The sequence below is a fragment of the Chitinophaga arvensicola genome, from assembly GCF_900110835.1.
GTDB classification, from domain to species: Bacteria; Bacteroidota; Bacteroidia; order Chitinophagales; family Chitinophagaceae; genus Chitinophaga; species Chitinophaga arvensicola.
Genome location: NZ_FOJG01000002.1, coordinates 1,808,454 through 1,835,436, shown reverse-complemented (window position 1 = coordinate 1,835,436; position 26,983 = coordinate 1,808,454). Strand labels below are relative to the sequence as shown.

At 47.2% G+C, this 26,983-nt stretch carries 23 protein-coding genes; 11 read left to right on the top strand and 12 right to left on the bottom strand.

Features of this window, described 5'->3' with window-relative positions:
• The first annotated feature begins 29 nt into the window (after positions 1-29).
• Complete coding sequence (locus BMW79_RS24805; protein WP_089904216.1) at positions 30-416, top strand: winged helix-turn-helix transcriptional regulator; 387 nt, start codon at positions 30-32, stop codon at positions 414-416.
• A gap of 27 nt (positions 417-443) precedes the next feature.
• On the opposite strand, the gene BMW79_RS24800 is transcribed toward BMW79_RS24805, so the two are convergent.
• Positions 444-1,046, bottom strand: coding sequence for a short chain dehydrogenase (locus BMW79_RS24800; RefSeq protein ID WP_089899351.1), 603 nt, complete (start codon positions 1,044-1,046; stop codon positions 444-446).
• Positions 1,046-1,714 (bottom strand): NAD(P)H-dependent oxidoreductase, encoded by a 669-nt coding sequence (locus BMW79_RS24795; protein WP_089899349.1) that lies wholly within the window; start codon positions 1,712-1,714, stop codon positions 1,046-1,048. The genes BMW79_RS24800 and BMW79_RS24795 overlap by 1 nt, the downstream gene beginning before the upstream one ends.
• Before the next feature lie 99 nt (positions 1,715-1,813).
• On the opposite strand from BMW79_RS24795, the gene BMW79_RS24790 reads away from it, so the two are divergent.
• On the top strand, positions 1,814-2,206 hold the full coding sequence (locus tag BMW79_RS24790; protein WP_089899345.1) for a winged helix-turn-helix transcriptional regulator: 393 nt from the start codon (positions 1,814-1,816) through the stop codon (positions 2,204-2,206).
• A gap of 36 nt (positions 2,207-2,242) precedes the next feature.
• On the opposite strand, the gene BMW79_RS24785 is transcribed toward BMW79_RS24790, so the two are convergent.
• The gene (locus BMW79_RS24785) at positions 2,243-3,385 is read right to left on the bottom strand and encodes an FAD-dependent monooxygenase (RefSeq protein ID WP_089899343.1); all 1,143 of its coding nucleotides are present in this window, start codon (positions 3,383-3,385) and stop codon (positions 2,243-2,245) included.
• A gap of 100 nt (positions 3,386-3,485) precedes the next feature.
• On the opposite strand from BMW79_RS24785, the gene BMW79_RS24780 reads away from it, so the two are divergent.
• Positions 3,486-4,088, top strand: coding sequence for a TetR/AcrR family transcriptional regulator (locus BMW79_RS24780; RefSeq protein WP_089899340.1), 603 nt, complete (start codon positions 3,486-3,488; stop codon positions 4,086-4,088).
• Between the two features lie 51 nt (positions 4,089-4,139).
• Here the strand turns inward: BMW79_RS24780 and bglX are convergent, their stop codons facing one another.
• The 4 genes from bglX to BMW79_RS24760 form a co-directional block, all read right to left on the bottom strand.
• On the bottom strand, positions 4,140-6,344 hold the full coding sequence (gene bglX / locus BMW79_RS24775) for a beta-glucosidase BglX (RefSeq protein WP_245752674.1): 2,205 nt from the start codon (positions 6,342-6,344) through the stop codon (positions 4,140-4,142).
• Positions 6,345-6,452: 108 nt separating this feature from the next.
• On the bottom strand, positions 6,453-7,904 hold the full coding sequence (locus BMW79_RS24770; protein ID WP_089899335.1) for an endonuclease/exonuclease/phosphatase family protein: 1,452 nt from the start codon (positions 7,902-7,904) through the stop codon (positions 6,453-6,455).
• Between the two features lie 100 nt (positions 7,905-8,004).
• Positions 8,005-9,087, bottom strand: coding sequence for a FecR family protein (locus BMW79_RS24765; protein ID WP_089899332.1), 1,083 nt, complete (start codon positions 9,085-9,087; stop codon positions 8,005-8,007).
• Between the two features lie 83 nt (positions 9,088-9,170).
• Positions 9,171-9,713, bottom strand: coding sequence for an RNA polymerase sigma factor (locus tag BMW79_RS24760; protein WP_089899327.1), 543 nt, complete (start codon positions 9,711-9,713; stop codon positions 9,171-9,173).
• Positions 9,714-10,080: 367 nt separating this feature from the next.
• Between BMW79_RS24760 and BMW79_RS24755 the strand changes: the two genes are divergently transcribed.
• Entirely contained in the window at positions 10,081-13,455 is a 3,375-nt protein-coding gene (locus tag BMW79_RS24755) for a SusC/RagA family TonB-linked outer membrane protein (RefSeq protein WP_089899323.1), read from the top strand.
• A 25-nt stretch (positions 13,456-13,480) separates the two neighbouring features.
• Entirely contained in the window at positions 13,481-15,022 is a 1,542-nt protein-coding gene (locus BMW79_RS24750) for a SusD/RagB family nutrient-binding outer membrane lipoprotein (protein ID WP_089899320.1), read from the top strand.
• A 73-nt stretch (positions 15,023-15,095) separates the two neighbouring features.
• On the opposite strand, the gene BMW79_RS24745 is transcribed toward BMW79_RS24750, so the two are convergent.
• From BMW79_RS24745 to BMW79_RS24735, 3 genes are all read right to left on the bottom strand, one after another.
• A complete protein-coding gene (locus tag BMW79_RS24745; protein WP_089904212.1) occupies positions 15,096-15,563 on the bottom strand; it encodes a YMGG-like glycine zipper-containing protein in 468 nt (155 codons plus the stop codon).
• 68 nt (positions 15,564-15,631) lie between these two features.
• The gene (locus BMW79_RS24740; RefSeq protein WP_089899316.1) at positions 15,632-16,093 is read right to left on the bottom strand and encodes a GNAT family N-acetyltransferase; all 462 of its coding nucleotides are present in this window, start codon (positions 16,091-16,093) and stop codon (positions 15,632-15,634) included.
• 30 nt (positions 16,094-16,123) lie between these two features.
• The gene (locus tag BMW79_RS24735; RefSeq protein WP_089899313.1) at positions 16,124-16,774 is read right to left on the bottom strand and encodes an ExbD/TolR family protein; all 651 of its coding nucleotides are present in this window, start codon (positions 16,772-16,774) and stop codon (positions 16,124-16,126) included.
• Positions 16,775-17,091: 317 nt separating this feature from the next.
• Here BMW79_RS24735 and BMW79_RS24730 point away from each other — a divergent pair, with 317 nt between their 5' ends.
• The 3 genes from BMW79_RS24730 to BMW79_RS24720 all read left to right on the top strand — a co-directional run bounded on the left by BMW79_RS24730 (position 17,092) and on the right by BMW79_RS24720 (position 20,854).
• Positions 17,092-18,537 (top strand): tagaturonate reductase, encoded by a 1,446-nt coding sequence (locus BMW79_RS24730; protein ID WP_089899310.1) that lies wholly within the window; start codon positions 17,092-17,094, stop codon positions 18,535-18,537.
• 45 nt (positions 18,538-18,582) lie between these two features.
• Positions 18,583-20,238 carry a UxaA family hydrolase gene (locus BMW79_RS24725; RefSeq protein WP_089899307.1) on the top strand — a complete coding sequence of 552 codons (1,656 nt, stop codon included), beginning with the start codon at positions 18,583-18,585 and terminating at the stop codon, positions 20,236-20,238.
• A gap of 94 nt (positions 20,239-20,332) precedes the next feature.
• Complete coding sequence (locus BMW79_RS24720) at positions 20,333-20,854, top strand: DinB family protein (protein ID WP_089899304.1); 522 nt, start codon at positions 20,333-20,335, stop codon at positions 20,852-20,854.
• Here the strand turns inward: BMW79_RS24720 and BMW79_RS24715 are convergent.
• Positions 20,849-21,823 carry a GlxA family transcriptional regulator gene (locus BMW79_RS24715; RefSeq protein ID WP_089899301.1) on the bottom strand — a complete coding sequence of 325 codons (975 nt, stop codon included), beginning with the start codon at positions 21,821-21,823 and terminating at the stop codon, positions 20,849-20,851. The two genes, BMW79_RS24720 and BMW79_RS24715, sit on opposite strands and share 6 nt — an antisense overlap.
• 144 nt (positions 21,824-21,967) lie before the next feature.
• Between BMW79_RS24715 and BMW79_RS24710 the strand changes: the two genes are divergently transcribed.
• Both BMW79_RS24710 and BMW79_RS24705 read left to right on the top strand, forming a co-directional pair.
• A complete protein-coding gene (locus tag BMW79_RS24710; RefSeq protein ID WP_089899299.1) occupies positions 21,968-22,456 on the top strand; it encodes a DinB family protein in 489 nt (162 codons plus the stop codon).
• Positions 22,457-22,470: 14 nt separating this feature from the next.
• A complete protein-coding gene (locus BMW79_RS24705) occupies positions 22,471-22,683 on the top strand; it encodes a hypothetical protein (RefSeq protein ID WP_089899296.1) in 213 nt (70 codons plus the stop codon).
• Between the two features lie 26 nt (positions 22,684-22,709).
• Here BMW79_RS24705 and BMW79_RS24700 read toward each other — a convergent pair whose 3' ends face one another.
• Complete coding sequence (locus BMW79_RS24700; protein WP_089899293.1) at positions 22,710-23,483, bottom strand: DeoR/GlpR family DNA-binding transcription regulator; 774 nt, start codon at positions 23,481-23,483, stop codon at positions 22,710-22,712.
• A 337-nt stretch (positions 23,484-23,820) separates the two neighbouring features.
• On the opposite strand from BMW79_RS24700, the gene BMW79_RS24695 reads away from it, so the two are divergent.
• The gene (locus BMW79_RS24695; RefSeq protein WP_177192319.1) at positions 23,821-26,973 is read left to right on the top strand and encodes a SusC/RagA family TonB-linked outer membrane protein; all 3,153 of its coding nucleotides are present in this window, start codon (positions 23,821-23,823) and stop codon (positions 26,971-26,973) included.
• Positions 26,974-26,983: the final 10 nt, after the last annotated feature.

Here is a 26,983-nt window from a genome sequence, read left to right as displayed (position 1 = left end):
TAACCGGTTACCTGAAAGGAACCAGGGATATGGCAACAATCAATATTAAAGGAGCCGTCAGGGAAGCGACCTGCGAAGAGGAGCTGACCGCGATGCGCGATAGCATTGAATTATTCAGTGGAAAATGGAAACTGCAATTGCTGCGCTACCTGGCAAACCGCACGGGAGAAAGCAATCATTTCAAAAAGATGCTGCGGGAAATTTCCGGCATCTCCGCCCGCATGTTGTCAAAGGAACTGAAGATGCTGGAAATCAATTTCCTGGTAACCCGTACCGTATTGCCCACGAAGCCGGTCACGGTCGCTTATGCCATTACTCCTTACGGACAAACCATTTTGCCCGTAGCGGAAAACCTGGTGGAGTGGGGATTGTGTCACCGGGAAAAAGTGAAATCAGCGATGCAGGCGCCTGCATGATATTTTTACTTAACGATCCACTTTCTATTATTGATGTACCCGGATAATTTGTCCGGTTACTACACCTTCCACACTTTTGAGATAGGCATTCACCAGCCTGGGCATAGGCACCGGGTTAAAGCCGGGAAACAGGTGAGCGATCGCATCGGCCGAATCGGCGGCCAGTCCGGGGCTTACGGTATTAATCCGCAATCCCCTTTTCAACTCCGTGGCAGCGGCTATGGTAAAACTGTTCACAGCGCCGCTGATCAATGAGCCGGCAGTGGCATCTCTGGCGGGTTCATCTGCCAGTATCCCCGACGTGAGCGTAAAAGACCCACCATCATTGAGATAGTGCTGCCCGATCAGTACCACGTTTACCTGTCCCAGCAGCTTCGATTGAATCCCCGGCAAGAGGCTTTGTTCAGACAACGTCTGGAAACTTTCCATACCGGAAGAACCTGCCGTTACAATCACCGCATCTATACCGGGATTGTTTTTATAGAGTTGCTCAATAGAAGCCGCATCAGTAAGGTCAACACGCACATCGCCGCTGTTACGGCCTGCGGTGATTACTTCATGCCTGGTTGCCAGTGCTTCTTTTACTTTACTGCCGATAGCGCCGGTAGTGCCGATGATCAGTATTTTCATTAATAAGTCGTTATTTCAATAGTCACTTCTTCTTCAATCTGTGTTAACCTGGAAGCCCAATCTTCCAGTGCCAGTGCGCGTTCTGCGGCTGTTTGCCGCGCCGGGCCGTAGATAACCTGTGGTTCCAGCACAGAAAAACCGGTGAACTGGAAAATGCCCCGGTGAACAGGTTTTAGCATATTGTCTATATCTCCGTTTGCACCATCTTTAAGATAATCATTTTTTGCGCCACCGGTGGTAATAGATAATAAGGCTTTTTTCCCGGTATACACGCCGTTTTCATAGGTCTGCCCGTTATTGTAGGAAGTGCCCATGGCGAATACGCGATCCACCCAGCCTTTGAGAATGGCGGGAACACTGAACCACCAGAGTGGAAATTGCCAGATCATCAGGTCGCACCAGGCCAGTTTTTCCTGCTCCGCAGCAATATGTGCAGCAAATCCATTTACACGGGATGCATGCTGCTCTTCCAGTTGCTGTTTAAAAAAGTCGGGGTTGTGTACGGTTGTAAAATTGGCGCGGTCGGAAACAGGGTTAAATTGCATCGCGTACAGATCGGAAGTTTTTACTTCATGGCCTGCCGCCTGCAAAGTGGCCACAGCGGTGTTGAACATAGCCCCGTTCATACTTTTGGGTTCGGGGTGGGCATATACAATCAGTATCTTCATAAATAAACGTTGTTTTTTGAACTGCGGACAAAATTATAGCAGGAACCGTACATTTGCAGGGTAGCTACCTATTGTATGATACACACAAAAATGTAAGTAATGGCGAAGCGTAAGGAAACATCTACCAACCATATGAACCGCGAGTATATCAACGATGAATGCGGGATTGCCTATGCGATTGATATCATGGCAGGAAGGTGGAAATTAAAGATTCTCTACAAACTGGAAAAGAAAACGATGCGCTTCCGGGAGTTGAAGGAACGCATTCCCAATATCACCGATCGTATGCTCACGCTGCATTTGCAGGAACTGGAAGCAGATGGACTGATCAGTAGGACTGTATATGCGGAAGTGCCGCCGAGAGTGGAATACCAGCTAACGGAAAGCGCGCTCTTGCTGATTCCTGTCTGGGATCAGATGAATGAGTGGGGACACCAGCATCGCGAAAAGCAGCGCCAGTCCGTTGATCTGGCCGTGAAGCCCGCATCATGATGCAGCTGACGTGTATTTGTTTCCGTTAGGGGACTGTTACTCAACATTTAAATTTACATCATACAGCAAATGAAACTGCCGGCGCGCAATCCAGTTGGGCGTATGTTTAATGAGATAATTGCGTAAACGGCTGCCAATCCCGTTTTTCAGGCTGGTAATTCTTCCCAGTGTATACGACATACTTACTACACTTTGTGCGTGTTTGATCCGCTTTGCCTGGTATTTCTGAAAGGCAGCATTGATGTCTGTTTCTTTACTGAGATAAGCAGCCAGGATATAGGCATCTTCTATCGCCTGACTGGCGCCCTGGCCCAGGTTGGGAGTGGTAGCGTGCGCGGCGTCTCCGATCAGCACTACTTCATCTTTATACCATTGCGCAATGGGCTTGAAATCGTATAAGTCGCCGTGGATCAGTTGTTCCGGGTCAATGCGTTGCATCACTTCCTGTAGTTCCTTTGGAAAGGCCTGCAATTCCTGCTGAATCAGCGTATAGGCGTCGGCGGGAGTGTAGCGGCTGCCGGCAGGAATGGCTTTGGTCATCCAGAAATATACCTGGTGATCGCCCAGTTGTGAGGCAGAAGCACGGATTCCTCCTTTTTTACTCCACATTTCGCCGCTATTATGTTGTTCCGCAGCTGGGAGGTCCATGTTTACTGTGGCTCTCCAGCAGGTTTGACCGGAATAACGGTACTGTGCTTTTGTTACACATTGTTCCCGAACTACAGAGCGGATGCCATCGGCGCCAATGATCAGGTCGCCCTGAGCGGTACTGCCATCTTCAAAGTACACGGTGCCACCTTCAATACGGATACATTTTTTACCAAGTTGTATGGGCGTGCGAACAGCCGCTACCAGTATTTGTTGTAAGGTGCCGCGATGAATAGCGTGGGTAGCGTTGCCATATAGCTGCTTTATTTCCAGGTTATTGACCAGTTGTAAAGTGTTGCCACTGGTATCTTTGATAAATACGGTTTCCAGCAATACCGATCTCTCTTTAAGTGCGGCTGCCAGTCCCAGTTTTTCATACACATTCATGGCATTACAGCCGAGCCAGATCCCTGCGCCAACTGTTTTCAGTTCCGGCGCCGCTTCATAAATTTCAAACGCAATGCCCCGCTGTTGTAATGCTATCGCTGTGGTGAGTCCTCCTATGCCGGCTCCGATGATAATTGCCTTCATGAATGTGTTATTTTAGTACAAATGTACTAACAAAAATGAATATTGTACATTTGTACTAAATTTTTTATTTTCGTGAGATATTTAAAAAGTGGAGCATACCATGAATACGAGAGAAAAGATATTGGCTACTGCCCTCCGGTTGTTTAATGAGCAGGGGATAGATGTGATCACCATCCGGCATATTGCTAAAGAAATGGGGATCAGTCATAGTAATATCCAGTATTACTTTCCGAACGCCGACGAGATTATCGCCACTATTTATGTGAATCATATCGAAGAACTGAATGAATTGCCCATCTTCATGGCGGATGAGACTCACAAACCCGCCGCCCTGAAAAATTCCATCATTGCGGTGCTGGAGCATATTTACCAGTACCGCTTTATTTATATCCACTTTGTGGTGATTGCCCGCCGTATGCCGGAGTTAAAGAAAGTATATGCACAAAGATTTAAAATCCGCAGAACGCAGTTCCTGCAATTGTTTGAAGACTATCGTAAACAGGGCATTGTAAGAGCTGATATTCCCGCGCCGGTGTGGGAAAACCTGATCCGCAGCCTTTATATCATCGGTGATTTCTGGATCTCCGCCAATGAGCTGACAACAGGACTAAAAGGAAAGAAGGCAGTGACGTATTATGCGGGGCTGCTGCAGGATCTGTTTTATCCTTATCTCACGAAAAAAGGACAGCAATGGGTGGCATAAAAAAACGCGGCCATCTTTTATAAGATGACCGCGTTTTTTTATGTGTTGTATTTATTGCAGTTTAAAACTGGTTTCTTTCACATCCCGGCTGTTGGTGCCGATAAACAATTTGAAATCTCCCGGTTCTACACCAAATTTCAATTCATTGTTATAGTATTTGAGATCATTTTCCGTTACCGTGAAAGTCACCTGCTGTGCAGCACCCGCTTTCAGCGTAATACGTTCAAAGCCTTTCAGTTCCTTTACCGGGCGGGCAATGCTGCCTACCATGTCGCGGATATACAGTTGTACAACTTCTGTTCCTTCCCTGTTGCCCGTATTGGTTACCGTAACAGTAGCCGTGAGTTTACCGCCTGCTTTCAGGACAGCGCTGTTCAGCGTGATGTCACTATAGGAAAATGACGTATAGCTTAGTCCGTAGCCGAAAGGATAAAGCGGTTCATTAGACACATCGAGGTAGTTGGAGCGGAACTTGGTAAACCACTTGTCGTTGCCGGCCAGCGGACGTCCTGTATTTTTATGACTGTAGTAAATCGGTATCTGTCCTACGTTTTGAGGAAAAGTGGCGGTCAGTTTTCCGGAGGGATTTACAGCGCCGAAAAGCACATCTGCGATAGCAGCTCCTGCTTCACAGCCGCCAAACCACACATTCAGGATAGCAGGTACCTGCTGATTTTCCCAGGTCAGCGTCATGGGTCTGCCTGCAAAAAGCACCAATACTACGGGTTTACCGGTGGCCAGCAGGGCAGCCAGTAGTTCTTTCTGTGTATCAGGAATGCCGATGTCCGATCTGCTGGCAGCTTCGCCGGTCATTTCAGAAGCTTCACCCAGTGCGGCTACAATGATATCTGATTGAGCGGCAATGTCCAGCGCTTCTTTTTTCAATGCGGCTGCGGAGCGGCCATCCCGGTGAAGGGAGCGGCCAAACATGGTGCTGTTTATTTCCAGCATGGAATCTGCCGTCAGATTAGCACCTTTGGCATAGTTTATTTTTACATCGGTGCCCACTTCTTTCTGCAGTGCTTCCAGCAGCGATGGATGGTTTTCTATTGCTGCGGATACAGACCAGGTGCCTGTCATATTCGTCCGTGAATTCGCCAGGGGGCCGATCAGGGCAATGCTACCCTGTTTTTTCAGCGGCAACAGGTTGGCCTGGTTCTTCAGGAGCACAAAGCTCTCCGTGGCGGCTTTCCGGGATTCACTGCGTTGTGCATCGGTATAGATATTATTTTGCGAGCGCTCAGGGCTGCTGTTGCGATACGGATCATCGAAGAGACCGAGCTGGTATTTGGCTTCCAGTATACGGCGGCAGGCGGCATCGATATTTTTTACGGATACCTTTCCGGCTTTTACGGATGCAGGAAGTGTTTCTATAAATCCTTCTCCCACCATATCCATATCAGTACCGGCATTCAGGGCCAGCGCGGATACATTGGCTAAGTCACCAAGGCCATGCGCCACCATTTCATTGATGGCGGTATAGTCTGTTACCACAAAACCCTTAAAGCCCCATTGATTCCGCAATACGTCTGTCATAAGCCATTTATTTGCAGTTGCAGGCACACCGTCCACTTCGTTGAAGGAAGTCATTACGGTAGCGGCACCCGCCTTAACAGCGGCCAGATAGGGTGGAAAGTATTCATTGTACATCCTTACCCGGCTCATATCGGTGGTGTTATAGTCGCGCCCTGCTTCTGCGGCGCCATAAAGTGCGAAGTGTTTCACACAGGCCATAATATTGTCGGGCTTCCTCAGATCGTTGCCCTGATAGCCTTTTACCATGGCGGCAGCAATTTTCGAACCCAGGTACGGATCTTCCCCGGAACCTTCCGCAATGCGGCCCCAGCGCGGATCACGCGCAATGTCTACCATCGGGGAAAAGGTCCAGTTGATCCCATCGGCGCTTGCCTCTATGGCGGCAACCCTGGCACTTCTTTCAATCATATCCATATCCCAGGAACAGGAGAGGGCCAGCGGAATAGGGAAAGTGGTTTTATATCCATGTACCACATCCAGTCCGAATAGCAGCGGGATTTTCAGCCTGGACTGCGTTACCGCTATCTGCTGTGCCCTTTTGATGTCTTCTGGTCTGGTCATGTTGAGCAATCCGCCCACCTTGCCTTCTTTGATCTTTTTTTCTACGTCTGTGCTCACCGCTGATCCGGTAACTACCGCGCCGGAGGTCAGCAGGTTGAGCTGCCCGATTTTTTCTTCCAGGGTCATTTTGCTCATCAGTCCATCTACAAAGGTCTTCATCTTTGTATTTTGCGAAAAGCCCGGCAGGCAAAGGAAGTGGAGCGCTACAAGAAAAAGTAAGCTGTAATACTTCATAGCAGAAAGTTAGTATGACTTATAATGAGTGTATCAGAATTCGAGTTTGCAGGCCACGGGAAAATGATCTGAAGGGAAACGAAGATCCCTGGAATCCGTTAACACCGCGTATTTCCGGACACGGATGCTGGGGTTAACGAATACGAAATCGATGCGTCCTTCTTTTACCACCTTTGTCCAGTTATGGTATTTAAAATCATTAAAAGTACTGTCCGGGCCATAGGGCTTGGTGGCCGCTACCAGTTTGGCATCCGCAAATCTTTTGGTGATGGTGGCGTAGGCGCTGGTAGATGGATCCGAATTAAAATCGCCTGTAATGATCACTGGCGTGTCTTTCGGGGCTACGGCATCAATTTTTTCGAGGATCATCCTCGCCGCATTTTCTCTTGCCAATACACCTTCATTATCGAAGTGGGTGTTGAACATAAAAAACTGTTTACCGCTTTCTTTTACCTGGAAACAGGCCCAGGTGCAAATCCTGATATAGGCTGCATCCCAGCCTTTGGACGGCTTCTCCGGTGTAGGCGATAACCAGAAATTGCCTGATTGTATGACCTGGTATTTGTGTTTATTATAGAAGATGGCCGAATATTCTCCTCCGTCTTTTCCATCATTTCTTCCCACACCCACATGCGCATACTGCTGCATTTCTTCCAGGTCCTTCATCTGGCCGGAGAGGGCCTCCTGTACACCAAAGATATCAAACTCGTGGTATTGTATCAGGTCTTTTACCATTTCTTTCCGGTGGGGCCAGGCATTGGCACTGTCAAACGCCACATTTAAGCGCAGGTTGTACGTGGCTACCTGCAACATGGTTTTCTTTTGCGGAGCCATCAGCGCCGGTGCGAGGGCCTTTTGCCAGATATCATAACCCGCTGCATTCATGTGCAGTTGATCAGATTTGAAAAGATCGGCTTTTATGGTGCCGTCTTTTTGCAGCATTTTATGGTATACATCTACAAAATCAGTATGGCGCTGCCGGTGCAGGAACTTTTTTATGTCTTTGTTTACTTCCTGCATACGGGGCATCAGCCGGCTTCTGCTGGGACTGGGCTTTAACGATACAAAAACAACCGGGATCTCCGGCATTTTGCTGCGGATCAGTGTAAAGAGTTGCTGAAAACGTTGTACCACCATGCGTGCGGTTACAGTGTCGGACGATGCCAGGTCGTTTTCCCCACAGTAAATTACGATCTGCTTTGGATGATAGGCAAAGATCACGTCATCTGCATAATGGATCACATCCAGCAGGTTGGACCCGCCGAAGCCGCGATTAATAATGTCGTGCTCCGGGAAATATGCCGCCACATCCTGCCAGTAGGTAAAGGAGGAGCTGCCTATAAAAAGAATGGCATCGTTGCCGGGAGGATGTATGGCATCCTGTTGTTTGAATGCCTGTATATCATTGTAATAAGGATAAGATTGCTGCGCATAGCACGTGAACAGGCAGCAAAAGCAGAAAATGGTCACAAATATTTTCTTCATGAAGCGGATTTTAAAAAGCGTTACTTCACTATAGTGATGTGTAGCTTTTATATTACCCCACAGGAGTTCAAAAATATTTTACCGGGAGATGGGGATTGGGCTACGGGTGAACCCGTGGGCGCATAATGATAGCCCCCGAGTCTTTTTTAACGATTTCTGTATTCAGCACGGTAGAAAGCACAAAGAGCGCATCGTCCAGGGAGGTGAGCAGGATGGGCCCATTGATGGTTCTGACGGTTAACTGTTTGTCTTCCACGATGATCTTCCTGCCAAAATTATCTTCCAGGTAAGCCAGGATATCGTTAACAGACGGGTTGGTTAAGATCAGCTGATGGTTTTTCCAGGCGGTGAATTTCTCCGGGGCCACGGTTTCCGTGGTGATTTTTTTAGCGGCATCGTTATAGGCCACCACTTCGCCGGGACTCATCAGGATATCTTTTGCGGTGCCATCGTTGAAAGAAAGACTGATTTTTCCGCTCTGCAGCACCACTTCCGTTTTGCTGCGCCGTTGCCGGATGTCGAAAACCGTACCCAGTACGGTAACGGTAAGGTCTTTTGTATGTACCAGGAATTTTTCCTGCGATAATATCTTATTGGGATCTTTATTGAGATGTACTACTTCAAAAAGCGCTTCCCCGTTTAACCATACTTCCCTGGGCTGTCCAGGCTTCCATTCCTTGTTATACGTAATGGAGGAGTTGGCGTTGAGATCCACAGCGGAGCCATCGGGCAGGATTACATGGCGGATTTCTCCGAAACCTGTCTGCGCGATCTGGTGCTGGTATTTCTGTTGGTAGAACCGGTAAGCGTACGCCAGTAGCAGCATTCCGCCAATAACAGCTGCCACCTTGAGCAGGTTGCGGAGCGTGTATAGAGCAGGACGCGGCTTTTGGGGTATAGCGGTATCCACCTCCTGTAACCCCTGTATCAGCTGTAAATGTCGCTGAAGAGAGGCTTCCACGGCATCTTCCGAAGGTTGGTGCTGTTGAAATGAAATATTGCGCAGGTACAGGTGCGCCTGCTGGATAGTGGTTTTTTGTTGCGGGTAAGTATCGATCACTTCCTGCCAGAACTGCTCGTTTTCCGGGGTGGGCGTATATACCCATTCCTGGAAATAAGCGTCCGAAAGAAAGTCGCTTTCTTTAAAATGTGAATAGGTAGCTATGGTGAATTTTTTTTCCATTCTTATTAATAGTACTTAGTCCTGCATTTTTTACCCCAAATGCCCATTCATTTTTTTTTGCCCTGTTAAAGGGACGGCAAATATTAAAATAATATAGACAAGAACATAACTTTTTCTTTCAGCGCAGACAGGCTTCTGGCCATGATCTTGTACGTTGCTTTTACAGAAATGTTGAGAATGGAAGCCACTTCCGGGTAGGAAAGATTCTCATAAAATTTCAGAAAGATAGCCTCCAGTTGCCGTCCGGTCAATGATTTGATGGCTTTTTGCAGTTTCAGTTGTAGTTCTTCATTCAACTCATTATTCACTATCACATTTTCGATGGAAAATGCGATGGGCTCTTCTCCTGATTCGTTGAGTACCAATTTGTCGTGCTGCTTTATTTTCCGGAGCAATATATAACGGAAGGAAGAATACAGGTAAAAGTTAGGCGAAGTAACATGCGCGAGCTTGTCACGTCGCTTCCAGAGATCCAGGAAAACTTCCTGTATACTGTCTTCTATCAGGTGAATGTTGCTGGTAAATTTTCTGCCGTAGTTATAGAATTTCCGGTAATATTCTTTGTACAATCCAGAATAAGCGTCGGTGTCGCCATTAATAATATGCTGAAAAATTGGATTGTCCATTACAAGGTCAGAGATTTGCGGAATTATGGCCGCAAAATTAGACAAAAAGGGAAACACCTGATCAGATATTCCGCTGAAATAGCCGCCATCTATGTTAAGTTATTGTTATTGAGCAGATATCAATATTGCTGTTTCATATATATTAAAAATAATTTTTTGACGATAAAATAGAAAAGGAGTGATTACGTGAACAATATGAATGTGCTATTTATGGTATTTATATACCCGGAAATAGCGGGACTTCCTTCGGAAGAAAAAAAAATAAAAATATTTACCGGATCGTGGGGTAAAAAAAAGCATTCCCGACACTTTATCTCCATAAAGGGAAAAATCCATTTTATCTAACGAATTTAAATCCACGCCAACTATGACGCTTCGCTATTTTAAGCGCTTGCTTGTGTTGCTTTTGCTGGCTTGTAGCAGCCAGTTGTATGCGCAGAAAGCTATCCCTGTAATTGACGCATTGAAGATGATTACAAAGGAGTACAAGGCCGACTTCGTGTACGATCCACAGGTTATGAAAAAGAAGACCACTACTTACAACATGAGTCGCCTTGCCGGAAAATCGCTGGAAGACGTGTTGAAAGGAGTGTTGTATCCAAATGAACTGGTATTTCTGTATGTAAAGCCTAACTATTACACTATTGTAGAGAAAGACAGGGTAGGCGAGTACCAGTTACCATCCAAAAAATTAACCGACGATACAGAGCAGGCCGCAACTCCGCAGGCAGCGAAGATCAAGGTTTCCGGACAGGTAAAGGACAATAACAACCAGCTGATCCCGAATGTAATGATCATGGAAAAAGGTACTTCCAATGGCACTATGTCCAAAGAAGACGGTACTTTTTCTATCACCGTGGCCGGCCCTTCATCGGTGCTGAGCTTTTCCTCTATTGGCTACACAGCGGTAGAGGAACTGGTGGGAGATCGTACTGCTATGCACGTGTTATTACAGGAATCTACCAAACAACTCGGAGAAGTAGTGGTAACGGCACTTGGTGTGAAGAGAGATGAAAAGGCCCTGGGATACGCTGTACAGGCGGTAAAAGGATCTAATCTGCAAACGGTGAAAGGGGTGGACCTCGGTACCTCCCTTACCGGGCAGGTATCAGGCCTGGTGGTGAAGAACTCCACCGAGTTCAATGGCACGCCCACACTGGAAATGCGTGGCGAAACGCCATTGCTCGTAATCGATGGAGTGCCTTATGGCAACATGACCCTGCGCGATATTCCTACCGACGATATCGAAAGCATCAATATGCTGAAAGGTTCCACTGCCGCTGCATTGTATGGTGCACGTGGTTCTGCCGGCGCCGTAATGATCTCCACCAAAAGAGGTAAAGACGACCGTTTATCCGTAGACGTAAACAGCAATACCATGTTTACCCTCGGCTACCTCGCCATCCCTGAAACACAAACCTCCTATGGTCATGGTCTGAACGGTAAAATAGCAACCGATTATGTATGGGGACCTAAACTGGACATCGGCAATACCGCTGTACAATGGAATCCTGAGACCAAAAAGAATGAAGAAATGCCGCTGGTATCCAGTGGGAAAAATAATCTCCGCAACTTCCTGGAAACAGGCCTGATCACCAACAACAGCATCAGCGTAACCAAAGGAGGAAAAAATGGTTTCTTCAGAGCAGGTCTGAATCATATCTATAATAAAGGCCAGTTCCCTAACCAGAAACTGAATGTATTGAACTATACCATGAGCGGCGAACTGAAAGCCGGCGATAAATTCAGCCTGGAAAGCCACATGGGATACACCCGTACCTCTGCTCCGCAGCTCTGGGGCAGCGGTTATGGTACACAGGGATATATTTACCAGATCATGATGTGGACCGGTCCTGATTATGATATCCGGAAGTACAAAGATTACTGGGTAACGCCCAATGAAAAACAGAACTGGCTTTATAATGCGTGGTACGACAATCCCTACCTGATCGCCTACGAAAAACTGAGAAGCACAGAACAGAATAAACTGAATGCCAGTCTGACCATGAACTATTCCTTCACCAAGGACCTGAAACTCATGTTCAGAAACGGTTACGACTACTACAAAAATGAAGACGGGATCCGCAACCCGGCCGGCATTTACTCCACCAACGGCGGAAAGCTGGGGCAGAGCTTCGACTTTAGCTTCAGTGGTAAAGGTTTGTATGGTTTAAACCAGAGCTGGAGTAACAGTATCAACAGTGACCTGATCCTGACCTATAACAAGCAGGTAAAGAAATGGAACATCGACGCGTTGGGAGGTGGAAGTATTTTCTATTATTCCAATCGTGAGATGGGCGCCAGAACAAGAAATGGTCTGGCTGTACCAGGCTGGTATTCCCTGGCCAATGCCGTGCCTTCTACCACTGCCGGTGTAGATGCCCTGGTGAATAACTATGGCACCTGGTCTAAACAAATGAACAGCGCCTATGGTAAAGTATCCCTTTCCTGGAACAGCGCAGTATTCCTGGATGTTACCGGTAGAAATGACTGGAGTTCCACACAGCCTGCGGATGCAAGGTCTTATTTCTATCCTTCCGTAGCCACCAGCGTATTACTCTCCGAGTTTATCAAAATGCCGGAATGGGTGGACATGTGGAAAGTAAGAGGTTCCTGGACCATTACCAAAACACCGCTGGATGTATACGCCAACAACCTTTCTTATACCATCAATAACTCCTGGGGTAGCATCGGCGCCAGCACGCCCGATAACCTTGCCGGCACCAACCTGCTGGCCACCACTACCCGCACCTGGGAAGTAGGTACTGCCGGGTATCTCTTTAAAAAACGACTGCACGTTGACGTCGCTTATTTTACAAAATTATACTACAACACGCAGCTGAAACAAACAATTGCTCCTTCTTCCGGTTATGCCAGCACACTGATTAATACCGGTGAAACCTATGCCCGTCGCGGGGTAGAAATTACCCTCGATGGAACCGTGCTGAGAAGAAAGAATTTCGAATGGCAGTCTATGCTGAACTTCTCCACCCAGCACCGTTATTATGTAGATATAGATCCTGTTTATTCTGCAAAGAACCTGTGGACCAAAACAGGCGGCCGTATGGATGTATTTGCGCAAACAGAACATGCGCTGAGAGATCCGCAGGGGAATGTGATCCATCAGAATGGTTTGCCTATGCTGAGCAAGTACACCGAGCCATTTGGTTACACCGATCCTAAATTCACGTTTGGCTTTATCAACAATTTCGCGTTCCACAACTTCAACATCGGTATCAGCATCGATGGCCGTATTGGTGGGGTGATGTACGACTATATCTATAACAAGATGTTTGATACCGGTTCTGCTCCGGAAACAGATAACGAACATCGCTATGACGAGGTGGTAAATGGCCTGAAGAACTACGTAGGTAAAGGCGTGAAGGTAGTAAGCGGTGAAGTGGCCTATGATAATTTTGGCCGTATTACGAAAGATACCCGCCAATATGCACCTAATGATGTTCCGGTAAGTTACCAGAGCTATACCCGTTTATGGGGCAACTCTTATGAGCATGGTGTGATGAACAAAGGTTTTGTAAAGCTGCGTGAAGTGTCTATAGGCTATCGCATACCGGCGCGTTACTTTGGAACTTCAGGTATCCGGAGCGCATCCGTTTCCCTCACCGGCCAGAACCTGCTGCTGATCACCAAATTCAAGTATGCAGATCCTGACATTGATACCGAGAACATGAACGCTCCTGCACAACGCATGGTAGGTGTGAACGTGAGAGTTGGCTTCTAGTATTAAATACAAACATCGTTTAAACATGAACAAGCATATTTCTAAAATATCCATCATTGCGTCATTGATTGCTGGTATTGGGCTGAGTAGTTGCAGCAAAAAATTTGACGACATCAATACCAACCCGGATAAGCCTTCCACGGCCTCTTCCGGCTGGCTGGCAACAAATATTCTCACTGCGGTGACATCGAAAGATATCAGAACAGGAACGGATTTCCGGCAGCCGTTTACACTCGGAAAATACCTTGCCTGGAGCGAGCTGGCCAGCGATTACCAATATAATAAACTCGCAAGGGCAAACTTCGACAGGCTCCTCGTATTGCGTGACGTAGCGCCTATGGTAGCTAATGCCAGCACACCGGAACTGAAAAACTCCTATGATGGTTTCGGACACTTTGTGCGTGCCTGGCAGTTCTTCCAGGTAACCATGCAGCTGGGCGATGTGCCTTATTCACAGGCAGTACAAGGCGCCAGTGGTATCATCAAAGCAAAGTATGATACCCAGAAAGAAGTGTTTATGGGTATTCTCCGGGAGTTGGATCAGGCAGATGAACTGCTGTCCAAAGGCGTGGATTTTCCGGGCGACTTTATCTTCCAGGGCAGCACAGACAAATGGAGAAGGGTAGTGAACAGCTTTGAGCTGTATGTACTGATCAGTCTTTCCAAAAAGACAACTGATACAGACCTGAACATTGTACAAAAATTCAATGCGGTGATGCAACGTCCGCTGATGAGGGACTACGCAGATAACTTTGCAGTGACTTACACCGCATCTGCCGGCTATTGCTACCCATGGAGCAGCACGCCTGCACAGATTAATCCTTTTGTGATTTACCCGATGCTGTCCACCACATTGATTGATCTGATGAAACCCGCACAGGACAAACGGTTATTTTACTTCGCTGAACCGGCCACTGCAAAAATTGCCGGCGGAAAGAAACCTGCGGAATATGATGCCTATGTTGGGGTGGAACCGGCAGACGAGTTTTCTACCACTATCAATGCGCTAAATTCCGGTAATTACTGTAATGTCAATAAACGTTATGTAGAGATGTATAACGCAGAACCTGTTGGCTTACTGAACTATTGGGACGTACAATTCATACTGGCAGAAGCGACTGTGAGGGGTTGGATCAGTGGTACTGCAGCGCAAACCTATTATGCGAACGGTATCCGCAGCTCTATGTCTTTCCTGGCGAAATATGCGCCCGCTACCTATGCGCATGGCATGGTGATGGATGATGCTTATATTAATGCCTATCCTGCTACTGTTGCATTGACTGGCGCTGTAGATAATCAGATCAAACAGATTATCTCGCAGAAATATATTGCAGGCTTCTTCCAGAATACCGCTTTCAATGCCTGGTATGAAAACAGGCGTACCGGTTACCCGGTATTTACGCTGAACAGCCGTACCAATCTGAATATACCATCCACCAGTTTCCCGCTGAGATGGATTTATCCGCAGAAAGAACTGGATTATAATGCAGAAAACGTGAATGCGGCGGTTCAGTCACAGTTTCAGGGGAATGATGATTTCAGCCAGGTGATGTGGTTATTGAAGTAATTGATCACGCATCTGCATAAAAAAAGACAGACTCCACGCTTGGAGTCTGTCTTTTTTTTAATATCTATCACTACTATTGTCGTGCTGCTTTCTTTTTCTTGGAGTGGTCTACGATAGCGCCGGTACCTGCACCTACGCCCGCACCAATCAAAGTACCAATGGCAGCGCCTTTTACGCGGTCTTTATTCACGATAGCACCTGTTACAGCGCCTGCGCCTGCACCTACCACTGCACCTTTAGCCGTATGGCTCCAGGATTTCCAGCCTTTTTTCTTTGCCGGAGCGGGCGCTGTTGCTTCGGAATTGGCTACTGCTGGTGTACCATCGTTGTTGTACTGGGTACCCGCAGTTTCCCTGCTATGCGTACGATGGCTTTTCAGCGCATTCATAGAATCTACTACTTCTTTCTTGATGGCATTCACATTGTTCATGGAATCAATGGTGGCTTTCTTTGCACTTTCAATAGCGGCGGCATTTTCAGCATGGCTTGAACAGGAGAATAAGGCAACTGCTACTGCTAAGGCTACAAGTATCTGTTTCATGGCTAAAATTCTTTTATTAAAAGCCATCAGACGAAAATTGTGCCATATTTCCCAGGTATCGCTGAAACCTACAGTGGTAGCCGCATTTCAACCAGGTTTTTCCTGAAACCTGCCTTTTCATAGGCTTTCATGGCGGCCTCATTCTCATCATATACTTCCAGCCTCATTTCCGTGATGCCCTGCTGCAGTGTCCAGGTTTTCAGCCCTTCCAGGATAAGCTTATTTACTCCTTTGCCACGCCACTCCGGTGTCACATACATAAAACCGAGATACGTATATTTTGTAAACACCTGGTATACCTTGGCGTCCTGGATACGGGCGTAGCCGGAGCCAATTAGCTCCCCATCGGCTTCTGCCACAAATACCTCTACATGTGCCGCATCAATCATCGCCGCAATATCATAGTAGTGGATGGTGCCTTCTTTTAAAGTGGCATCAAATGGTCGTTCTGCTGCTACAATGCCTTGTTCGAAAGTCAGCAATACCGGCAAATCTGCCTGGGTAGCTTTCCTGATAATAATAGTTCCCATAATATGCTAAGTAACTGATATGTACAAATATCAGTTATTTTTTCTGCTTTCTATGGCTGCCAGCGACCCCTCCGGCGCAGCTTCCAGGTTGGTCACCAGGTTTACTTTCTGGATCTTTTTTTCCTTGAAAGTATCCAATACGCGTTTTACTTGTGGATAAGGCGTTTCATTGTCGGCCTTGATGCAGTATCTGAGTTGCCGCAGGTTATTTTGCTGGGCTGAATTGCCATATTCGATCCATATGCCCAGTTCGTTATTGGCAGAATCCGCCGGGATACCTGTTTCTATCGGATGCATTCTTCTTTGATCGGGCTTCATAGCCAGGTAGGATTTCAGGTGTTTCAGATCGGTGCCGATACCGCCGCCAATCATGAAGCTATTTTTTTCTGATTCGGATAATCCCAGGTGAAATTGCTGATCCAGGTCTTCAATCAGTTTCTTCCGCTTGGGTTGTCCATCCATCTCAAAAAAGATGCGGCCTTTTTTATCGACCGTCAGCAGAATTACATCTGAATCTGGTAGTATCTGTGTGTTGATAGACGATGGCGTTACCACGGCTACCGGCTCTACCGGCGTGAATTTGGTGGCCAGCATAAAAAAGGTAAGGAGCAGGAAGGTAACATCTGTCATGGCCGTCATATCTACGGCCGTACTTTTACGCGCAACTTTAGCTCTTGGCATATCAGGAGATTATAGTGATGAAAAATGTGGTGATCTCACCTCTTTCATGACAGAGGCGGTTGCTTACAAAATTCATGATCTCTGCGTCAGGAGTAAAGGTGCATCCACTCCTTTTTATTATACTTTTACACCAGTATATTGCCCGGTATATGTTTCCTTAAGTGAGAATTTCTATTTTGTATCCCGCAAACAACCACATTTTCCGAGAACGTTTTCGTAAATAAACTTCCCTGTCCGCAAATAGTTCTGTAGACTTGTAACCGCCCGTGAAAAGGGCTTTTGATAAGGAAGGGAAATGATGACCAAACAAATGGAATATGAAACTTTCTGAGGAATTACTACCACGGCTGCACGAAAAAGAGGCCGCCCGTTGTCTCCATCTGCCCGAAAAAGTACTACAGTTTGGTACGGGCGTACTGTTAAGAGGCCTGCCCGATTTTTTTATTGACAAGGCCAACAAACAAGGGATCTTCAACGGAAGGATCGTGGTGATAAAATCTACCGCCAATGGCAGTACGGATGCTTTCGCGGAGCAGGACAACCTGTATACCCATTGTATCCGGGGCATTGCTGATGGCAAGCCGGTAGCTGAAAATATTATCAACGCTTCCATCAGCCGTGTGCTGAATGCGGCCTCCCAATGGGAAGAAATCCTGGCATGCGCCACCAATCCGGATATGGAGGTCGTTATCTCCAATACCACCGAAATCGGAATTATCTACCAGGAAGAAAGCATCCAGGCATCGCCACCGCAGTCATTTCCCGGTAAGTTGCTTGCTTTCCTGTATCACCGTTATATTTTTTTTAAGGGAGATGTATCTAAAGGACTTGTGATCATTCCAACCGAACTGATACCGGATAACGGTCATAAACTCAGAGACATTCTGTTGCAGCTGAGTGCCTTTAACCGGCTGGAACCCGGATTTGTGCATTGGCTGCAGTATCACAACGACTGCTGCAACTCCCTGGTGGATTGCATCGTGCCGGGGGCAGCAGATATCGACACCGGTTATGAAGATGAACTGATCATCATGACGGAAGTGTATCGTCTGTGGGCCATTGAAACGGACAGTGAACGTGTGAAACGTATATTGTCATTCCACACAGCCGATGCCGGCGTGGTGCTGGCGCCTGATATCAATGTATTCCGTGAACTCAAACTGCGACTGCTCAATGGTACCCATACGCTTAGTTGCGGACTGGCCGTCCTGGCCGGGCTGGATACCGTAAAAGCAGCGATGAATAACCCGCCGATGGCGGCTTATATAAAAGGTTTGATGATCCGGGAGATAATTCCTTCCATAACGGATACCCATATACGTGCTGAAGATGCGTTGCGCTTTGCGGAGGCCGTGTTGGACCGGTTTCGGAATCCGGCCATTGAACACCGTTGGCTGAGTATCTGCGGCCAGTATACTGCTAAGTTGAAGATGCGGGTGGTCCCGGTATTGCTGCAACACTATCAGCGTTCGGAACATGTACCTGAATTGATGGCATTAGGCTTTGCGGCGCATACACTGTTTATGCGTGGTGGAGAGTACGTTATTGCAGATGAACAAGCCGCCTGGTACCGTGGGCAGTGGGCGGAATATCCGCCGGATCTGGTAGTAAAACAGGCCCTCAGCAACAGTACGCTGTGGGGCCATGATCTCAGCCTGCTTCCTGGCTTTGCAGCAGCAGTCGCCGGGAAACTGAAAGTATTGCAGGAAGAAGGAGCAGCTGGCTGCCTGGAGCAGGTAATGGCTGCTGCAAAGGCATCCTGATTTCAATATATCAAAGTAATCGCATTATAATTTTAAGGATAACCCATGAAGCAGAAAGTATTACAGGTACACCCGCAGGATAACGTGCTGGTAGCATTACAGGACCTCAGCAGGGGAGAGACCGTTGGATATAACGGAAAAGTATACACGATGCAGGAGAATATTCCTGCCAAACATAAATTTAATACAGCACAGCTCGAAAAGGACGATGCTGTTTATATGTACGGTGTACTGGTGGGCCGTGCACAACAGTCCATTCCTGCTGGTAGCAGGATTGCCGTAGAAAATGTACATCATGCAGCCAATGGTTATGCCCTTGCTGCGCAGCGGAAAACCACCTGGCAACCACCGGATATTTCCCGGTGGCAGCAGCAAACCTTTATGGGCTATCATCGCGCTAATGGCAGCGTGGGTACAGCCAATTACTGGCTGGTAATTCCGCTGGTATTTTGTGAAAACAGGAATGTAGAAGTGTTGAAAGAAGCAATGGTAGCCGAACTTGGATATGGTCAGCCAGGCAAATACGCTGCCTTTACCCGGTCGCTGGTAGCGCAGCAACAGGCAGGGGCAGATAAAGCAAAGATCCTGGAAACATTGTATACGGAAGAAGCCAATGGTAAACAGCAGCAGCGTGTTTTTGAGAATGTTGACGGTATTAAATTCCTGACCCACGATGGTGGTTGCGGTGGCATCCGCCAGGATGCGCAAACCCTATGTGGGCTGCTGGCGGGCTATATCACCCACGCGAATGTGGCTGGCGCTACGGTGCTTAGCCTCGGTTGTCAGAATGCACAGATCACCATGCTCCAGGACGAAATCAATAAAAGAGATCCCGCGTTTTCAAAGCCATTGTATATATCAGATCAGCAGCAAACGGGTACGGAAAGTCAGCTGATCACGGACGCGATCCGCCATACTTTCGCAGGATTGATGGAGGCAAATCAATGTGTCCGTGAGCCGGCGCCGTTGAATAAACTCTGTATAGGTCTCGAATGCGGTGGTTCAGACGGATTTTCCGGGATCTCCGCCAATCCCGCTATCGGATATACATCTGATTTGCTGGTGGCACTCGGCGGTTCGGTGATCCTGGCCGAATTTCCGGAGCTTTGTGGCGTAGAGCAGGAGATGAGCGATCGTTGCTACAGCGAAGAAGACGCCACGCGATTTATTCAGCTGATGCGCACTTACCAGCAACGCGCAGAAGAAGCAGGCTCAGGATTCGATATGAATCCATCTCCCGGTAATATTAAAGACGGGATTATCACAGATGCGATTAAATCTGCGGGTGCTGCCAAAAAAGGAGGCACTTCCCCGGTGGCCGCTGTGTTAGACTATCCGGAAAAGGTACAGCTACCCGGATTGAATTTGCTGTGTACGCCCGGTAATGATGTGGAATCCACGACGGCAGAAGTAGGGAGCGGCGCCAATATCGTGCTGTTTACCACCGGACTGGGAACACCTACCGGCAATCCCATTGCCCCGGTGATTAAATTGTCGAGCAATACAAAGCTGTACCAGCGCATGCATGATATTATTGATATCAATACCGGCACCATTATCGATGGCGATGAAACCATCGCGGCTGCCGGGGAACGCATTCTCGATTACGTAATACAGGTAGCCAGCGGCGCCATCACGGCGAAGTCTGTGCGGAACGGACAGGATGATTTTATCCCCTGGAAACGGGGCGTGTCTTTATAGGAAAAAAGAATTTAAACTTTTTTGAGCGGCTGCTGACATAGGGTTGTCACAACCCGGTGTTTCCTTTGTATTGTAAACATAAAAACACAGACTTATGGAAAACACTACTTTGTCAGCAACCGCCACGGCCATCACGCCGGAACAATTATTAAAGCACTGGCAGGGCCATCGCGGCCTGACCCGCAGAATGATCGAAGCCTTCCCGGAAGATCAGCTGTTTACTTTCAGCATTGGTGGTATGCGCCCCTTTTCAGCCCTGCTGATGGAATTTTTCAGTATGGCATTCCCTTCCGTTTACGGGGTAGTAACGGGCGAATGGGTAGCTAATGACGTACTGTTGAAGGATGCCGGCGTGGAAACCAAACCCACCAATAAAGCAGAATTTTTACAGCTCTGGGACGCTGTTACAGAGAAGCTCAATGAATGGTGGCCTAAAATCAATGCGGCGGACTTTAATAAGGAAATTAAAGCATTTGATCAGTATGATGGAACGGTAATCGGCATCCTGCTTTATATCATCGACAATGAAATTCATCATCGTGGGCAGGCCTATGTATATCTCCGTGCGCTGAATGTAGAACCACCGCCATTCTGGGACAGAAGTCAGGATTTATGATCTGGCTGCATTAAACTTTTCACGGTATTCAGAAGGGGTCATTCCCACCGTTTTGCGGAATACCTTTCTGAATGCCTTGGGATCGTTATAGCCTGAATTGTAGATTACTTCGGCCATTTGTTGCCCGGTTTGTTCCAATAGTTTTTTCGCTGCTTCAATACGGGTGAACTGCAGGTATTCAATAGGGGTAACACCGGTGACCTGTTTAAATCTTCTTACAATATTTCTGCGGCTGGAAGGAATGTCTTTGATCATTTCTTCAATGGTCCCTACTTCCTGGTAACTGGCTTCGATCCGCTGTTGCGCAGAAGCCACCAGGTCGTCGTGGTGATTGCGGGTAGGCTGGAACGTACTGAAATAGGATTGTTTGTCGCGTCCCATATCAATGGCAAAGATCTTCGCGGTTCTGACCGCGATTTCGACGCCGCAGTGTAGTTCCAGCAGATGAAGCAGCAAGTGGAAAGTAGACGTAGCGCCGCCACTTGTGTAGATGCCTGAATCGTGGGTAACGGTTTTATCCGGCAACAGGTTTACTGTGGGGAAAGCCGCCGAAAATTCACGGCATGCATCTACGTGGGTGGTTGCTATTTTGCCATCCAGCAAACCGGAAGCACCGAGTAAAAAGGCGCCGGTGCAGAAACTCGCAATCTCAGCACCGCGTTTATACTGCTGTTGCAACCAGGGCAGATACGCGCCATTTGCTGCAATGGCATCGCGGATATCATCTGTGGTAAATGAAGGAACTAATACCAGGTTAAAGCGGCCATCTGCAGTAATGGGTTGTGACGCATAAGCAGGAAAAGCGTTGGAAAGATGTTCCATTTCCGGCGTATGTACTAAGGTAATGGTGAATGGGGCGGGCTGGTCGTTTTTATGGTAAATCTTGTTGACGGTATCCAGCACGTCGGTGATGGCAGCCAGGCTTAAAAGCTTGTAGTGGCGTATAAGCAGGATCCCTATCTGTAGCATATGGTTTTCAATTTTGTTTGTCTACTCAAACATAACGAATTTGTCGCAAATACCCCCTAAGATTGACTTCCTCAGCATCCATCCTGCGAAAAAATATGGACTACCTTTCCATTAGTTTGAAAACCAAAAAAAATTATACCGTATATGGAAACTAAAAGCACCCGGATGCTGGGCATCCTGCCACTGTTTGACCTCCACACAGAATTTTATCCGAAAGTACTCGTCGGCATTACGGATGAAGACGCACACAAACGCCTGGATACACCCGCCAATCACGTGGCATGGCTGGCTGGCAGCCTGGTACAACAAAGATATGATTTGGCAGGTTTGCTGAAAGTAGCAGCAACTTCCAGTGCAGATGAACTCTTCAAAAACTTTCAGGGCATCAAGGATGGTCAGCAGTATCCATCTCTCGAAATATTTAAAAAAGACTGGCAACAGATTACGCCGTTATTAAGAACAGCCCTCGTGAATGTAACGGACGAACAACTGGATCATATACTGGAATTCCCGGGCATGAAAATGTCGCTGTGGGATCTGCTGTCTTTCAATATTTACCGGGAAGCCAATTGTATCGGCCAAATCGCGCTGTGGCGGCGATTGCTGGGCTATGAGCCGATGAAATACATGTAATCAAAATTATCCAAATGGTAGAGGTATTCGTAACAAATGTACAACGTGTAGCAGCCGCGAAAGAAATTGTTGCGCTGTTACTCCGGAACTTTCCGGAGAGTAAAATTAATTTTGACCTGGAAGACAGAGACCGTGTACTGAGAGTAGAAGGGAATGATTTTCACCCCGGAAAAATAATGATGCTGGTCACTGAAAACGGATTTGAGTGCCAGGTAATGGAAGAATAAAAAAGCGTCGTAAGACGCTTTTTTAATTATAATATCGTGAGATTTTTTGCTTTATATGCCTGTAGCTCCGGACTGCTGGCCGGTAACTCGGTAATGAGATAGTGAATATCCTGCAGGTCGGCAATCTTCATTTTCATCGACGAATTTAACTTCTCTGAAATAGCCAGTATGGCCACTTTCTCCGTGGCTTTGATCATCGCCTTCTTTACCTGGATAGTTTCCCAGTCGGCATCCGTCAACCCGTTTACCGGATCAATGGCATTGGTACCAATGATACAGAGATCCGCTTTGATGTTTGATAAGTATTCAAATACTTCTCCGCTCACCGTCATCTGGCTGTAGGCAGAAATCTGTCCGCCGATCACGATCGTTTTTATCATGGGTTTATCCAGTAGTTCCACGGCAGACAATACATTCACCGTGATAAAAGTAGCCTTTAAAGTAGCCGGTATTTTTTTGATAAACTCTCTTATAGTAGTGCCTCCGCCAATCAACACAATCATATCATCCCGCAGCAACTGCAGCGTTTTTTCCGCAATCACCAGCTTATTGTTCTGTGCATAGGTCTGCGAGTCATGCCCGTAATGATAGGCAATAGACATGGCGCCACCCTTGATCTTCACTACTTCGCCGTCGTCGGCCAGTTCATTTACATCACGGCGGATGGTGTCCTCAGATACATTGATCAGGGTTACCAGCTCGGTGTAGGTAATGCGGGTGTGGATGTTCACCTGCTGAATAATTAACTGCTTCCTGGCTTTTTTTGTCAGGGAAACAGGGGGCGTGTTAGTACTATCCATAGCGTTGCGACGATTCAAAGGGTGATGATAGTTAAAATTCCCAGCATTTGCAATGTTTCGGACCTGCCGGGTAAAATAATACTAGCGCAAAAATAGAGGAACCAACCTGATTTTGCACTTTTATTGCGTTATTTAATTTTTCTGCAAAAATTAAATAATTACATTTTGTTAATAATCAATTGATTAATATAATAATCGTTTCTAGTTAGTGCATATTTTGCAATTATTATTTGCAAATAATTTGCAGAAATGAATGTATTGACTATTTTAGAGCAGTATTTCCGCATTATTTGTAAGAACTATCAACCAAACCACAATGATGAAAAATGTCATAAACATGGCAACTTTCACAAAACTATTTCTGCCTGTAATCAGCTTATTGTTTTGTCTTGGAAGTTACGCTCAAACACCTGCCAGCAAGCCTTCTCCCATTTCAGGTACCGTCACCGGTCCGGATGGACAACACATTATCGGGGCCACCATTGCCCTGCTATCCGCCAAAGGTGTTGGCGCGGTAACAGATGCCAATGGTAAATTTACCCTGCAAATTCCTGCTACCTACACTGCCAACATTACACTCGCCGTTACCTATGTAGGATATGAAAGGAAAGAAGTAAAAGTGGCGCCAGGACAAACGACTGTCGCTATTCAGCTCGACCAGGCTTCCAAAGCCCTGGGAGAACTTGTGGTAACCGCACTGGGTATCAAAAAAGACAAAAAAGCAGTAGCCTACGCCGTTACAGAGGTAAAGGGCGCTGAATTTACCCAGGCCCGCGAAATCAATGTGGCCAACTCACTGACCGGTAAAATTGCCGGTGTAAATGCTTCCAGTCTCGCTGGCGGCGCCGGTAGCTCCAGCCGCGTAATTATCCGTGGTACCGGTTCCCTCAACGGCGACAACCAGCCACTGTACGTGATCAACGGGATGCCTATCGACAATACCACCCAGAGCGTTCCTGCCAGCGGCAATGGCGCCATCGGTCTCAACAGCGATCGCGGTGATGGTATCGGCGGCATCAACCCGGACGACATCGAATCTATTACCGTGCTGAAAGGCGGTACTGCTGCGGCGCTTTATGGTGCCCGTGCTGCCAACGGTGTTATTCTCATCACCACCAAAAAAGGCGTGGCACAAAAAGGAATCGGTGTGGACTACAACTCCACCTTTACCGCTGAAACACCGGCCATTATCCCCGACTGGCAATATGAATACGGCTCCGGTACCAATGGTAATAAACCAAAAACAAAAAATGAAGCCATCGCCGCCGGTCGCCTTTCATGGGGACCAAAAATGGACGGCACCGATGTGGTACAGTTCGATGGTGTAAGCCGTCCTTATTCTGCACAGCCTAATAATATCAAGAATTTCTACCGCACCGGTACCACTTTCACCAACACCGTATCTTTTTCCGGTGGTAATGAAAGCACCACCTTCCGTGCTTCCCTGTCGGATATGAACAACAAGGGGCTGGTACCCAACCAGCACCTGAATAAAAAAATCTTCTCTGCCAGCGTGAACTCCAACCTGAGCAAAAAACTCACTGTTGAAGCCTACGCACAATACAATATCGAAAAAGCAGAGAACAGAAGCGGCGTATCCGATGCACCGGGCAACCTGAACTGGAGTACCTATATGCTGGCCAATACCGTTGATATCCGCAACATGGATCCCGGTTATGATAAAGACGGCAACGAAGTAAAATGGAACCCCTCAGAATTCGCAGGCAACCCTTACTTCATTCTCAATAAATTTAAAAACAACGATGACCGCAACCGCTTTATCGGTAACGTGAGCATCAAATACAACATCCTCGACAACCTGTTTGTACGTGGCCGCGTGAACCACGATTATATGAACATGGGCTATGTAGGCGTAGTTCCCACCGGTACCGCTTATGCAGTAGACGGATTCTATGCGCAAACCAATACTACTTCTTCCGAAACCAATGGTGAACTGACCCTGAACTACCAGGCGAAAATTAACCGCGATTTCGATCTCACCGCTATGGTGGGTGGTAACCAGCGCAAAGCCAAATCAGACGCTGTGATCTTCGATGGTAAAGGATTTTTTGAACCCGGTTTTTACGATCCTTCCAACGTAAAAAACTTAAGCTCTAAAAATCTGAACCAACATCAGGCTACCAATTCCGTATTCGGTTCACTGGATCTCTCTTTCAGAAACTTGCTGTTCATTTCTGCTACCGGCCGTAACGACTGGTTCTCTACCTTGTCTCCTAAAAAGAACAACATCTTTTATCCTTCTGTAGGCGCCAGCTTCCTGCTCTCTGAAGCCGTGAAACTGCCGTCCTGGATCAACTATGCCAAAGTAAGATCTTCCTGGGCACAGGTGGGTGGCGGCGCGCCACTGGCATATGCACTGAACCAGACCTACAGCATGGTACCCGGTGGTGGTCACCTCGGACAACCGCTGCAAACGCCTACCCAAACCAATGGTGTGGGCTCCGGCTTACTGATGGCGCCTAACCAGGAACTGAAGCCGTTCACCTCTACCACCATTGAAGCAGGTATCGAAGGCCGCTTCCTCAACAGTCGCCTTGCTGCCGATATCACCGTGTATAACCGTAAAACAACGGATGATATCATGAACGTAGCGGTATCGCCTTCTTCCGGTTATAACTCTGCTTACCTCAACGTAGGTGAAATGAGCAATAAAGGAATTGAACTGATGCTGTCCGGCACCCCCGTGAAAAAGAAAAACTTCGCCTGGGATGTAAGCTTCAATATGGCCTACAACAAAAATGAAGTCGTGAAACTGAATGAAGGCCTTAATAACCTGCAACTGGATATCGCCGTAAATAACTACGCATTCCTTTATGCTGAAGTGGGCAAACCATATAGCCTCATCAAAGGTTTCAAAGTAAGAAAAGATGCCAACGGCAATACCATTTACAAAAGCAATGGTTATGAAGCCGCTACCGATCAGACAGATCTGGGTACCGGTATCTCTCCATGGACTGGCGGTATCACCAACAACTTCCGCTACAAACAGTTTAACCTGAGCTTCCTGATCGATGGTAAATTCGGTGGTCATATCTACTCCGGTACCAACCTGTATGCTACCCGTTTCGGATTGACCAAACTGACGCTGCCCGGCCGTGACGGCGGGCTGACAGTTACTGGTGTTGATGAAGAAGGAAAGCCTTTTACACACACTTTCACGTATGCTACAGGTCTGCAACAGTACTACGATAACTACAAGAATCTCTCTGAGAAATTTGTATACGACGCCAGCTTCATCAAATTAAGACAGGTAGTATTGAGCTACAGCATTCCAACAAAGGCGTTGTCTTTCGCGAAAGTACAGGGCGCTTCTGTATCCTTTGTGGCCAGAAACCTGTTTATCCTGTACAAAAATGCGCCGAACATCGATCCGGAGTCTACGTTCAGCAATGCCAACGCACAAGGTTTCGAAATGTTTGGTGTACCACGTACAAGAAGTTATGGTATCAACCTGATGGTAAAACTGTAGTTCACGCTTA

Excerpts from the sequence above, each read along its gene's own strand:
- BMW79_RS24805 (WP_089904216.1), top strand. The coding sequence starts at position 30 with ATGGCAACAATCAATATTAAAGGAGCCGTCAGGGAAGCGACCTGCGAA.
- BMW79_RS24800 (WP_089899351.1), bottom strand. The coding sequence starts at position 1,046 with ATGAAAATACTGATCATCGGCACTACCGGCGCTATCGGCAGTAAAGTA.
- BMW79_RS24795 (WP_089899349.1), bottom strand. The coding sequence starts at position 1,714 with ATGAAGATACTGATTGTATATGCCCACCCCGAACCCAAAAGTATGAAC.
- BMW79_RS24790 (WP_089899345.1), top strand. The coding sequence starts at position 1,814 with ATGGCGAAGCGTAAGGAAACATCTACCAACCATATGAACCGCGAGTAT.
- BMW79_RS24785 (WP_089899343.1), bottom strand. The coding sequence starts at position 3,385 with ATGAAGGCAATTATCATCGGAGCCGGCATAGGAGGACTCACCACAGCG.
- BMW79_RS24780 (WP_089899340.1), top strand. The coding sequence starts at position 3,486 with ATGAATACGAGAGAAAAGATATTGGCTACTGCCCTCCGGTTGTTTAAT.
- bglX (WP_245752674.1), bottom strand. The coding sequence starts at position 6,344 with ATGAAGACCTTTGTAGATGGACTGATGAGCAAAATGACCCTGGAAGAA.
- BMW79_RS24770 (WP_089899335.1), bottom strand. The coding sequence starts at position 7,904 with ATGAAGAAAATATTTGTGACCATTTTCTGCTTTTGCTGCCTGTTCACG.
- BMW79_RS24765 (WP_089899332.1), bottom strand. The coding sequence starts at position 9,087 with ATGGAAAAAAAATTCACCATAGCTACCTATTCACATTTTAAAGAAAGC.
- BMW79_RS24760 (WP_089899327.1), bottom strand. The coding sequence starts at position 9,713 with ATGGACAATCCAATTTTTCAGCATATTATTAATGGCGACACCGACGCT.
- BMW79_RS24755 (WP_089899323.1), top strand. The coding sequence starts at position 10,081 with ATGACGCTTCGCTATTTTAAGCGCTTGCTTGTGTTGCTTTTGCTGGCT.
- BMW79_RS24750 (WP_089899320.1), top strand. The coding sequence starts at position 13,481 with ATGAACAAGCATATTTCTAAAATATCCATCATTGCGTCATTGATTGCT.
- BMW79_RS24745 (WP_089904212.1), bottom strand. The coding sequence starts at position 15,563 with ATGAAACAGATACTTGTAGCCTTAGCAGTAGCAGTTGCCTTATTCTCC.
- BMW79_RS24740 (WP_089899316.1), bottom strand. The coding sequence starts at position 16,093 with ATGGGAACTATTATTATCAGGAAAGCTACCCAGGCAGATTTGCCGGTA.
- BMW79_RS24735 (WP_089899313.1), bottom strand. The coding sequence starts at position 16,774 with ATGCCAAGAGCTAAAGTTGCGCGTAAAAGTACGGCCGTAGATATGACG.
- BMW79_RS24730 (WP_089899310.1), top strand. The coding sequence starts at position 17,092 with ATGAAACTTTCTGAGGAATTACTACCACGGCTGCACGAAAAAGAGGCC.
- BMW79_RS24725 (WP_089899307.1), top strand. The coding sequence starts at position 18,583 with ATGAAGCAGAAAGTATTACAGGTACACCCGCAGGATAACGTGCTGGTA.
- BMW79_RS24720 (WP_089899304.1), top strand. The coding sequence starts at position 20,333 with ATGGAAAACACTACTTTGTCAGCAACCGCCACGGCCATCACGCCGGAA.
- BMW79_RS24715 (WP_089899301.1), bottom strand. The coding sequence starts at position 21,823 with ATGCTACAGATAGGGATCCTGCTTATACGCCACTACAAGCTTTTAAGC.
- BMW79_RS24710 (WP_089899299.1), top strand. The coding sequence starts at position 21,968 with ATGGAAACTAAAAGCACCCGGATGCTGGGCATCCTGCCACTGTTTGAC.
- BMW79_RS24705 (WP_089899296.1), top strand. The coding sequence starts at position 22,471 with ATGGTAGAGGTATTCGTAACAAATGTACAACGTGTAGCAGCCGCGAAA.
- BMW79_RS24700 (WP_089899293.1), bottom strand. The coding sequence starts at position 23,483 with ATGGATAGTACTAACACGCCCCCTGTTTCCCTGACAAAAAAAGCCAGG.
- BMW79_RS24695 (WP_177192319.1), top strand. The coding sequence starts at position 23,821 with ATGGCAACTTTCACAAAACTATTTCTGCCTGTAATCAGCTTATTGTTT.